The 10,589-nt window shown below is 70.6% G+C and carries 9 protein-coding genes; 2 read left to right on the top strand and 7 right to left on the bottom strand.

All coding sequences use genetic code 11. The features are described 5' to 3' along the window. The 4 genes from D7W82_RS17955 to D7W82_RS17940 all read right to left on the bottom strand — a co-directional run. A partial coding sequence (locus D7W82_RS17955) for an NAD(P)/FAD-dependent oxidoreductase (protein ID WP_147439376.1) occupies positions 1-1,212 on the bottom strand: 1,212 nt, incomplete at its 3' end. Between the two features lie 154 nt (positions 1,213-1,366). Then, positions 1,367-2,533, bottom strand: coding sequence for an NAD-dependent epimerase/dehydratase family protein (locus D7W82_RS17950; protein WP_120619524.1), 1,167 nt, complete (start codon positions 2,531-2,533; stop codon positions 1,367-1,369). Further along, positions 2,530-3,816: an NTP/NDP exchange transporter gene (locus D7W82_RS17945; protein WP_120619523.1), complete on the bottom strand. Its 1,287-nt coding sequence runs from the start codon at positions 3,814-3,816 to the stop codon at positions 2,530-2,532. The genes D7W82_RS17950 and D7W82_RS17945 overlap by 4 nt, the downstream gene beginning before the upstream one ends. A 68-nt stretch (positions 3,817-3,884) precedes the next feature. After that, complete coding sequence (locus tag D7W82_RS17940) at positions 3,885-5,180, bottom strand: pyridoxal phosphate-dependent aminotransferase (RefSeq protein WP_120619522.1); 1,296 nt, start codon at positions 5,178-5,180, stop codon at positions 3,885-3,887. Between the two features lie 159 nt (positions 5,181-5,339). On the opposite strand from D7W82_RS17940, the gene D7W82_RS17935 reads away from it, so the two are divergent. Further along, positions 5,340-6,011: a hypothetical protein gene (locus D7W82_RS17935; RefSeq protein ID WP_233587747.1), complete on the top strand. Its 672-nt coding sequence runs from the start codon at positions 5,340-5,342 to the stop codon at positions 6,009-6,011. A 16-nt stretch (positions 6,012-6,027) separates the two neighbouring features. On the opposite strand, the gene D7W82_RS17930 is transcribed toward D7W82_RS17935, so the two are convergent. Next, on the bottom strand, positions 6,028-6,435 hold the full coding sequence (locus D7W82_RS17930) for a hypothetical protein (protein WP_120619520.1): 408 nt from the start codon (positions 6,433-6,435) through the stop codon (positions 6,028-6,030). A gap of 76 nt (positions 6,436-6,511) precedes the next feature. Next, on the bottom strand, positions 6,512-7,375 hold the full coding sequence (locus D7W82_RS17925) for an AraC family transcriptional regulator (RefSeq protein ID WP_158617690.1): 864 nt from the start codon (positions 7,373-7,375) through the stop codon (positions 6,512-6,514). Positions 7,376-7,425: 50 nt separating this feature from the next. On the opposite strand from D7W82_RS17925, the gene D7W82_RS17920 reads away from it, so the two are divergent. Next, positions 7,426-8,541, top strand: coding sequence for a putative glycolipid-binding domain-containing protein (locus D7W82_RS17920; RefSeq protein WP_120619518.1), 1,116 nt, complete (start codon positions 7,426-7,428; stop codon positions 8,539-8,541). Positions 8,542-8,616: 75 nt separating this feature from the next. On the opposite strand, the gene D7W82_RS17915 is transcribed toward D7W82_RS17920, so the two are convergent. Next, entirely contained in the window at positions 8,617-10,578 is a 1,962-nt protein-coding gene (locus D7W82_RS17915; RefSeq protein ID WP_199727776.1) for a 4-alpha-glucanotransferase, read from the bottom strand. Positions 10,579-10,589 lie beyond the last annotated feature (11 nt).

The raw sequence follows: 10,589 nt of genomic DNA, 5'->3' as shown, positions 1-10,589 counted from the left end.
GAGCCGCATGTTCCGGCCCCCCTGGGTGAAGAACGTGTAACCCCAGTTCAGCATCACGAAGAGGCGGTTGCGGAAGCCGATGAGGTAGGCGATGTGCACCCCCGCCCAGACGCACCACGCGGGCAGCCCCTTCATGCGCCACTTGTCGAAGAGCAGGCCCACCGCGTAGCCGCGGCCAATCACCGCGAAGCTGCCCTTGTCGTGGTAGCGGAACGCGCGCAGCGGCTTGTTCGCCAGACGGCAGCGGACGGTCTTCGCCACGTGCCGCCCCATCTGCATCGCCGCCGGCGCGATGCCCGGCACGGGCTTGCCGCGCTGCTCCGCCGCCGCCACGTCGCCAATCACATACACGTCATCCAGGCCCGGCGCCGTGAGCAGCGGCGTCACCTTCACCCGCCCCGCCCGGTCCAGCGGCACCTCCAGCGAGCGCACCAGCGGCGACGCCGCCACTCCCGCGCCCCACAGCACCGTGCGCGTGGCGATGTGCTCGTCACCGAACGTGACGCCCTCCGCGTCGAGGTCCGTCACCAGGGCCCCGGTGCGCACCTCGACGTGCAGCTTCTCCAGGTCGCGCTTCGCCGCCTCCGACAGCTCCTCCGGGTAGGCACTCAGCACGCGCGGCAGGCCCTCCAGCAGGACGACCCGCGCCTGGCGCGTGTCGATGCGCCGGAAGTCCTTCGGCAGCGAGTGCCGCGTCATGTACGCGAGCGCCCCCGCCAGCTCCACGCCCGTGGGCCCCGCGCCGATGATGACGAAGGTCATCCACTCACGCTGGCGCGCCGGGTCGGGCTCGCGCTCCGCGGCCTCGAAGGCCGTCAGGATGCGCTCGCGGATACGCACGGCGTCGTCCAGCGTCTTCAGGCCCGGCGCCACGTCCGCCCACTCCGGGTGCTTGAAGTACGAGTGCGACGCGCCCGTGGCCACCACCAGCGAGTCGTAGGGAATCTCCCCGCCCTCCACGACGAGCACCTTGCGGCGCGCGTCCACCGACTTCGCCTCCGCCAGCAGCACCTCCGTGTTGCGCGAGTGCAGCACGCTGCGGATGGGCGCGGAGATGTCCGCGGTGTTCAGCACCGACGTCGCCACCTGGTACAGCAGCGGCTGGAAGAGGTGGTGGTTGTAGCGGTCCACCACCGTCACCCGCACGTTGTCCGCCTTGCCCAGGGCCTTGGCGGCCTCGAGCCCCCCGAAGCCCGCCCCCACGATGACCACGTGATGCCTGCTGTCCCGGTCGCGTTCCATGGCGGAAAAGGTGCGGACGCATGACGCGTCCGGCCAGCACCGCATGCCCCCCGCCTGCCCGGCGGCTCGGGGATGGACGCCCGGCCGCTCCACGGCCGGGCACCCGGGTTCAGCCCGCGGCCGCTCAGCCCGCCTTGGCGGTGCCCTTCGCCTGGTGCCAGGCCGCGAGCACCTCCTTCTCACGTTCAGCGGACAGGCCCGCGCGCAGCTTCTCCTGGCGGTCCGCTGGCAGGGCGTGGAACCAGGTCAGCGTGTCGCGCACGGTGTCCGCGAGCGGCCGGGTGACGAGCCCCGCCTGCGTGGCCTTGACGATGCTCACCGCGCCGATGCCTCCCTCCGGCCCGGTGCGCGGCACCCACGCGGGCATGTCCCCGAAGGCCGTCACCTTCTGCTGATCCAGGAACGCGGTGTCCACCCAGGTGAAGCGCGCGTCGCTCCCGGTCGCCTCGCGCAGGGTCTCCAGCATGCCCTTCATCTTCATGGGCTGGACCGGGCCGGTGACGTTGAAGATGCCCGTGCTGCGGCGCTCCACGTTCCGGATGATGAACGCGGCCAGGTCGCGCGCGTCGATGACCTGCACCGGGTCCTCGCCGTCGCCGGGGGCCAGCACCTCGCCGCCCTTCGCCACGCGCAGCGGCCAGTAGGTGAAGCGGTCGGAGCCGTCATCCGGGCCCACGATGAGGCCGGGGCGGATGTTGAGCGTGCGGCCGGGCAGCGCCGTCTCCGCGGCCTTCTCGCAGAGCGCCTTGAGCGGGCCGTAGCTCGTCTCGCCCACCTCCTCCGTGGTCTCGTCGGGGATGGTGCCCACGGCGTCGGACTCGTTGAGGTTCTGCTTCGTCATCTCCTTGTAGACGGAGATGCTGGAGATGAAGACGTACTGGCCGACGTTCGGCGCGAGCAGCTCCGCGGACGCCTTCACGATGCGCGGCACGTAGCCGGACGTGTCGATGACCGCGTCCCACTTGCGGCCCGCCAGCGCCTTCAGGCCCTCGCCCTTGTCGGGGTCGCGGTCGCCCTGGAGCTTCTCCACGTCCGGGAACAGGCCCGGGTTGGACTTGCCGCGGTTGAAGAGCGTGAGCGTGTGGCCGCGCGCCTGCGCCACCTGCACCAGCGCGGGGCCCAGGAACCGGGTGCCGCCCAGGATGAGGATGTTCAGGGGCTTGCCCGGGGCGTTGTCCCCGTCACCAGACGCCGAGCCGGGGCCCGCCTTGGGGGACGACGCACAGCCCAACACCTGCACCGCGCCCAGCGCGGCCGCTGCTTGAATCACGCCTCTACGGGTCAGCTTCATGCCGTGGTTCCTCCAGGAAGGGATGTCTGCGGAAGGGTTTCAGCGGCGCGCGTGCGCTGCTGGCGCGCCAGGTACAGGGCCACCGCGAGCCACAGCGCGGCCACGGGCACGGCCGCCAGCGACAGGCCCGTCATGCCCAGGCCCAGCGCGGTGAGCCCGCCCTGCAGCCACGCGCTCAGCGTGTCACTGCCGCGGTACACCACCGTGTCGATGAAGCTCTTGGACTTGTAGCGGGCCTCGCGATCCACCGTGGTGAACAGGATTTCGCGCGACGGGCGCTCCAGCGCGTAGTGGCTCGCGCCCCGCAGCGACTTCACGGCGATGAGCACCGCCAGCACCGGCGCGAACGCGAGCACCCCAAAGCCCACCAGCGTGAGCACCGGCGCCACCGCCATCGCCACGCCCAATCCCAGACGCGAGATGACCCGCCCGGTGACGAGCGTCTGGATGGCCAGCGTCAGCACCTGCACCCAGAAGTCGATGTCCGCGAACGCCGCCGTGCGCGACGCCGCGTCCTTCGCCAGGGACGCAACGAGCTGCACCTCCTGGTAGTACAGGAACGTGGAGGTCGCCGCGTACAGCAGCACCTGCATCCCCAGCGCGAGCAGGAACGGCGACGTCACCAGGAGGCGCAGCCCCGCGAGCATCCCGCCGCCCACCGGCCCCTCGCGCGTGGCGGGCTGGTGTTGCACGTCCCTCGCCCAGTGGCCCAGGCGGCGCACGCACTGCGCGCTCACCTCCAGCATCACCGCGGACACGAGGATGAGGTTCACCGGCCCCACCGGCTCCGCCAGCCGCCCCACCAGGAACGGGCCGACAATCATCCCCGTGGTGCCGCCCGCGGCGATGAAGCCGAAGAGCCGCTTGCCCTGGTCGCTGGCGAACACGTCCGCCATGAAGCTCCAGAAGATGGAGACGACGAACAGGTTGTAGACGCTCAGCCAGACGTAGAAGGCGCGCGCCACGGACTCCTTCGCCACGCCCCATTTGAGCAGCGCGAAGAAGACCAGCAGGTTGACGAGGAAGAAGCGGTAGACGCGCGGCACCACCACCCGCCGGGGGTAGCGCGCCACCAGCGCGGAGAAGACCGGCACCGCCAGCAGCATCACGACGAAGGTGACGGTGAAGAGCCAGGGCAGGTGCTTCACGTCCCCGGCGGTGCCCATCTCGTTGCGGATGGGACGCAGGATGGCGTAGCCGCACATCAGCGTGAAGAAGTAGACGAACGCCCCGCGGACCGCCCCCACCTCCTCGTCACGGACGTCCACGAAACGCTTGAGCATGATGGCGGCGCCCTCAACGCCACGGCTGGCAGGCTATTCCCTGTCTGCCAGCCTGTGGAGGAAAGTGGCTACCGGGCCGCGAGGATTTCACGCACGGTGGCCTCCACGCGAGGCATCGCCTCCTCGATTTCGGCGACGGACGTGGCGCCCACGGAGAGGCGGAACCAGCCGGTGTCCTCCTGAAGGCCGAACGCCTGGAAGGGCACCACGGCGAAGCGGGCCTTCTCCAGGAGACGCTTGCGGATGGCGTCGTTGGTGGCGAGGCCGTCCTTGCCCACCACGTCGAAGCGCACGGTGAGGTAGATGGCGCCCTGCGGCGCGATGGCCTCCACCGGCAGGCCCGCGTCCTTCATGCGCTGGAAGCCCTTGTAGAGGGCCTCCAGGCGCTGGTCGACGCGCTGGCGCATCGTCGTCAGGAAGGCTTCGGTGGCGGGGACGTCGTCCAGGTAGCGCGCGGTGGCGACCTGTTCGGCCTTGGGAGCCCAGGCGCCCACGTGGCCCAGCACGTCACGCATGCGGGAGATGAGGGTGGGCGCGCCCACGCCCCAGCCCACGCGCACGCCGGTGGCGGCGAAGGCCTTGCTGATGCCGTCCACGAACACGGTGTACGGCGCCATCTCCGGCACCAGCTCCACGGGCGTGACGTGCTTCTTGCCGAAGGTCAGCACCCAGTAGATGTGGTCGTACATCAGGATGAGCGGCTTCTGGCCGCGGCCCTCTCGCGCGCGGTTCTCCTCGACGATGCGCTGGCAGATGGCGCGCAGGGCCTCCGGGTCCAGCATGGTGCCGGTGGGGTTGAGCGGGCTGCACAGGCACAAGAGGCGCGCGGACGACAGGTGCGGCTCCAGCTGCGCCAGCGTGGGCATGAAGCCCGCCGCCGCGTCCGTGGTCACCACCACGCTCTTCGCGCCCAGCATGTGGGCGTAGTGGTTGTTGTTCCACGACGGCACCGGGTAGACGACGACGTCCCCCGGGTCGAGCACCGCGCGGAAGATGGCGTAGATGACGGGCCGCGCGCCGCCCGCGATGGTGATGCCCTCCAGCGGGTACTTCAGCCCCAGGGAGCGCTCGTAGAAGCGCTGCACGGCCTGGCGCAGGTCCAGCACGCCGTCGGACGGCGGGTAGTTCGTCTCACCGCCCTGGAGCGCGGCGCCAATCTGGTCGCGCAGGCCGTCCGGGACGGGGAACTCCTTCGGGTTGAAGTCCCCCACGGTGAGGTTGCACACCTTGTTGCCCTTGGCCACGAGCTCGCGGATCTCCGCGGCGATGCGGAGGATTTCGCTGCCCACGAGCCCACGCACCATGGTGCTCACGGTGGTGTCATCGCGAGAGGGACGCGGGAGGGAGGTCAGGTCGAGGGCCATGGTGCAAGTTCTCCAGTGCACGAGGGGGGCCAGGGGACGCGGCCGGGCGGACCCTATACGCAACGGCGCCGGGGAGGCGCATCTTCCATGGTCCCGGGGCGCGCGGTGTGCGAGGACTCGGGAAGTCCCCGGCTGACGGGGTTTGATGGGAGGAACCGGATGCGCCTGCGACAGGGGCTGTACGCGGTGGGAGTGGCGTTGGGACTGCTGAGCCAGGGCTGCCAGAAGCAGGAGCCCCAGACCGTCCCCATGGACGTGCCAGCCGTGCCCCCGCCCGCCAAGACCGTGCCGCGCGAGGGACCGGCCGCCACCGCCCCGGTGGTGCACCCCGTGCTGGACGTGAAGGAGGACGCGGGCAGGCCTGCGCCCACGGCGCAAGCAGCGCCAGACTCTGGGGCCGAGGCGTGGACCACGGCGACGGTGGAGAAGCCGCGCGGCGAGCCCCCGCCCATCACGCTGCGCTCGGTGCGCACGGGGACGCACGCGGACTACGACCGCACGGTGTTCGAGTTCGACGGGCCGCGCCTGCCGGGCTACCAGCTGGGGTACGTGAAATCAGCGCAGCAGTGCGGCTCCGGTGACGACGTGAAGACGCCGGGAGAGGCAATGCTGGAGGTGCGCTTCACGCTGGCGCGCGCGCACGACGACCAGGGGCAGGCCACGGTGGCGCAGCGCTCGCTCAAGCCCGCGCTGCCGTCCCTGCTGGGGCTGGAGCGCGTGTGCGACTTCGAGGGCGAGGTGACGTGGGTGCTGGGCACCGCGCGCCGCGTCCCGTTCCGCGTGCTGGAGCTGACGAACCCCACGCGCCTCGTGCTGGACGTCCAGCACTGAGGCGCAAGTGCAGCAGCTACTTCTTGGGAGGCTGGGCGCGCTTCTTCGCGATGAGGTCGCGCGCGTCCTTCTCCGAGTCCGCGAAGTCCACGTCCACCGTCCACTTGCCGGTGAAGTAGAGCGCGAGCATCAGCGCCTTGGCGCCCGCGCGCTGGAGCGGGCCCGTGCCCAGGTAGACGTGGCCGCGGAACCACTCGGCCTTCGCCTGCGCCACCAGCAGCTCGCGCGAGTCCTTGTCGATGCTGGAGGTGGACACGTCGGAGATGACGAACACCGGTCCGTTCCTCGACACCTCCTGGCAGATCTCCAGCACCTTCTTCGAGTCCTCCAGCTTCGAGGGCCCGTTGAACTTCATCACCAACAGGTCCGGCTCTTCGAAGTACGCGCGATGCGCTCCGAACTCCCACTCACGATGATTCGCCACGCGGTCCTTGCCTCACCCAGATCAAGAATTGCGCAGACCCGATAGCATCGAGAACAGGGATTTCCAAGGAGACTGGTTAGACCCGCTCTATCCCGGTCGACCCGGGTCGAGCGCGGGCCCGGTACGCGGACGGCGTGACGCCGAAGCGGGCACGGAAGCGGCGGACAAACTCAGACAGGTCGCCAAACCCGCACGCATAGGCGATGTCCGCGATGCGCTCACCGTCCGTCCGCAGGCGCTCGGCGGCGAGTGTCAGGCGGCGGCCCAGGATGTAGCTGTAGGGGCTCTCTCCCACCACCTTGCGGAAGGTGCGCAGGAAGTGGTGGCGGCCCATGCCCAGCGCTTGCGCGAACACGTCCAGGGAGAGGGGCTCCACCAGCCGGGTCTCCATCAACCGGAGCGCGTCCGCCATGCGGCGCTCCTCGGTGGCGGTGATGGGCCGGGTGGAGCCCTCGTGGATGCCGCTCAGCGCCGCGCCCGCCATCCGCAGCGCCAGCTCCTCCGCGCCGCGCGCGCCGGGATGCTCGGCCAGCGACTGCACGTCCGCGATGAGGGGTGCGAGCCGCTGGAGGGGCGGCAGCCGGTGCCTGGGGAAGTCCGTGCGCGTCACCCCGGACAGGTCCCGGGCCACCTCTTCCATGAACTCGGGTTTGAAGTGGAAGGCGATGCAGCGGTCGCCCACACCATGCTCGTGGCCGCAGCAGAAGGACGTGTGCTGTTCCCCGAGCAGCAGCGCTCCAGGCGTCAGCAGCACGCGGCCGTTCCGGGAGCGGTAGGTGAAGCTGCCCGACAGGACGGCGGAGACGGACACCCAGGTGTGCTGTTCCGCGAAGACGGGGTCCTTGGGGCCCGAGCGGCAGATGATCTCACTCACGCGCCATCCGTCGCCGGACGCCAGCCGGCGAGCCGTGGTCAGGTCCACTTTCCCCAAGTCGGCCACGGTCCGTCCTTCCATCCTCTCCCCGCACATCCAAACGGGGTGACCGAATCATGGCGACGGAGGCAACAGCAGTCACGCGCGAGTTCATCTGGCGGCGCGTGATGGATGAACAGGGGTTCGAGCATGCACGGGTGCGGCGCGGGCAGGAGGGCACGGAGCTCTCCGGCTTGATTCTCGTCGCGGAACAGGGTGCGCCGCTGAGGGCGGAGTATTCGGTCGTCTGTGACAGCGCGTGGCGCACGCGCCGGGTGAGCGTGACGCAATCGTGGCGCGGCGAGCATCGCGCGCTCACGCTGGAGCATGACGGGGAGGGACACTGGCGGAAGAACGGCCGGGACGCGGAGGAGTTGGGGGGATGCACGGACGTGGACCTGGGCTTGAGCCCCTCAACCAACGCGCTGCCCATCAACCGGCTGCGGCTGGGGGAAGGCGCCAGCGCGGAGATCCGCGCGGCGTGGGTGCGCTTTCCCGCGCTGGAGGTCGTGCCCGCGAGGCAGGGCTACACGCGGGCAGGGCCCACGCGCTATCGCTACGAGAGCCTGGAGAGCGGCTTCCACGCGATGCTGGACGTGGACGCGGACGGGCTGCCCATCGAATACGCCGGCATCTGGCGCAGGCTCGCGGAAGGGCCCGCCGCGCCCATGTCCGTGGCGCAGGCGTTCGTGGAGGCCCTGATGAGCCCGGGCCCTTCGAGCGAGCTGGGCGACGCGGCGGCCACCTTCGGATGGCTGGTGGGAGGCTGGGCCGGGACCATCCAGGACCATGACTCCGACGGGAGCGTTCGCGAGAGCCAGGGTGAGTGGTGGTTCCACTGGGTGCTGGAGGGGCGGGCCCTGCAGGACGTGTTCATCGTGCCGTCCAGGCGCGCCCCCGCGCAGTCAGGCCCTGGGGCGAACAGGCGCTACGGCACCACGGTGCGCACCTTCGACCGGGCTGGAGGGAGGTGGCAGATCACCTGGATCAGCCCCACGGGCGGTGCCATCAACCGGCTGTCCGGAGGACGGGATGGCGACCGGCTCGTGCTCCTGGGCGAGCATCACGGGAAGCCCATCCGCTGGAGCTTCTCCGACATCGGCGCGGACCGCTTCACCTGGCGCGGGGAGGTGCAGGACGCCGCTGGGCAATGGACGCTCCAGTCACGCTTCGACATGCGGCGCATCACCTGAGCCCCTGTCCACGGTCATCCAAAAACCTGTCCGACTGTCGGACAGGTTCGTGCCGCTCGCCCCGCCGGGCGTGACTCACCGCGCGCCGCTTCGCAGCCTGGCAGCGGCGGCGTCCAGCCGGGTCAGCAGGTCCGCGTGCCGTGCGCGGGCTTCGGCTCCGCCCGCGCGCAGCGCCATGGCGAGCACCTGTGGCAGGTTGAGCGCGGCCCCCACGCGCAGCCGCTGCTGGTAGTGCTCTTCCCAGTCCGCCGGGATGCGCAGCGACCAGTTGCGCGCATCGACGGAGCCCGGCGCGTTGTACGTGTCCGGCATGCCCAGCAGGTCCGCGAAGAACACCATCACGCTGCGCGCGCGGCTGGCGAACAGGTCCGCGAACTTCGCCTGCGCGAGCAGCCCCGGATCCTCCGCCAGCTCACGCGCGAAGGCCTCACGCCCCTCCGCTTCGGGATGCAGACGCTCCGCGAGGTAGTCCGCCTGGGCGCGCAGCGCGTGCTTCCACTGCCACTCGGAGACGAGCCGCCAGAGTGACTTCGTGTCGTGGTTGCCCACCATCACCCAGTCCTCTGGGGCCACGTTCTCGCTGCGGTACACATCCGCCGGGTTGTTCAGGTCCGCCTTCTGCGTGACGCGGAAGCGGCCCAGGCCATCACGGGCCATCACCCGTGACAGCTCATACGGCAGCGTGCTCAGCACCTCGCACAGCACGTCCTCGCGGGCCCGGCCGTGCGCCCGCGCCGTGCGCACCACGGAGTCGAAGAGGATGGCGTACCGGGCCACCTGCTCCTCCGTGAGCCCCGTCACCCACCCATCCGCGTAGCGCGGCACCGAGCGGTCCAGCTGCTCCGGAGCCACGATGGAATACGGCGCCAGCTCCGGGTGATCCGGCAGGTCCGGCGAGGAGAACAGGCGCGCCCCACCCTGCACCGCGAGCAGCGGATCCGCCGAGCCCGCGCGGTACACCCACGGACACACGAGCCCGTGCGGATGGTCGATGCGCAGCCCGTCGTACTCGGAGAGCATCTTGCCCAGCCGCGCGTCCATGTAGCGCAGCACCGGCCCGGGGCCGGAGCCGTCCGAAGCGACGTACTGCTCTGGATCCAGCACCGGGTAGTTCCACGGCTGGCCCTCCGGGTTGGTGCGGCTGGGCGGGGCCCCCATGAGGTACGCGCCGAGGAACAACCCCTGCCGCGCCCACGTGTCCCGAGGCGAGAAACCAATCTGGAGGTCCCCGTACAGCTTGAGCCCCAAGGCCCCCGCGCGCTCCCGCAGCAGTCCATGCTGCTCGTACACGAGGAACTGGCGGAAGGCGTACTGCTCCACCGCGCCGGCTTCGACGATGAGCAACTCCCGGATGCGCGCCTCCGCCTGCATCACTTCGCCGGCACGCGGCGCGAACAGGCGCCCATCCAGCGAATCCGCCCAACCGCGCCAGTCATCTGGCGTGTGATGCCGGGCGGCGAGCACGTCGAAGAGCGCATCCCGTTCCAGCCACTCCCGGTTCTCCATGCGGAAGTCCGCGAAGCGGCGGACCAGCGCGAGGATGGACGCGGGAGCATCCATGCGGTCCCGCTCACGGCGGAACGTGTCCCAAGCCTCCTGGAGCGCCTGCGCCTGACCCCGGCACGCGGAGGTGTACCGGACCGCTGGCCCCCCCTCCTCGGGCACTTCGGAGACGAGCCGGGCCAGGGTGTCCGCGGGCAGCAGCGCCCCCCACGGTCCGTGTGGATCCGTGAGCGGCGCGAGCGCCACGTTCAGCGTGTTGCGTGAGAACAACGTGCCGTCATACGGCGACGGGTTGTACGCGGTGGTCTGCCCCTGCGGCCCCAGCTGGATGCCGGTGAAGCCCAGGTCCCGAGCGAAGGCGAGGAAGCGCGTGGCGCCCTCTGAGTACGGCGAGCCTCGCCCCAGGTCCTCTCCGGGGAGGCCCGGGAAGCTGGGGTCATGGATGCTCAGGACCCAGCGGGTGACACCCAGTGCGTCCAGGGCCTCGGTGATGAGCGAGCGGTGCGAATCGGGCAGCGGGGACAGGAGCTCCACACTCCCGACCC

Origin of the sequence: Corallococcus sp. CA049B, assembly GCF_003611685.1 — a bacterium.
GTDB lineage: Bacteria > Myxococcota > Myxococcia > Myxococcales > Myxococcaceae > Corallococcus > Corallococcus coralloides.
This window is presented reverse-complemented; position numbering and strand designations above follow the sequence as displayed.

Bases quoted from the DNA above. Each gene is read 5' to 3' on its own strand.
- D7W82_RS17940 (WP_120619522.1), bottom strand. From the start codon at position 5,180: ATGGCCCTCGACCTGACCTCCCTCCCGCGTCCCTCTCGCGATGACACC.
- D7W82_RS17945 (WP_120619523.1), bottom strand. From the start codon at position 3,816: ATGCTCAAGCGTTTCGTGGACGTCCGTGACGAGGAGGTGGGGGCGGTC.
- D7W82_RS17920 (WP_120619518.1), top strand. From the start codon at position 7,426: ATGGCGACGGAGGCAACAGCAGTCACGCGCGAGTTCATCTGGCGGCGC.
- D7W82_RS17950 (WP_120619524.1), bottom strand. From the start codon at position 2,533: ATGAAGCTGACCCGTAGAGGCGTGATTCAAGCAGCGGCCGCGCTGGGC.
- D7W82_RS17935 (WP_233587747.1), top strand. From the start codon at position 5,340: ATGCGCCTGCGACAGGGGCTGTACGCGGTGGGAGTGGCGTTGGGACTG.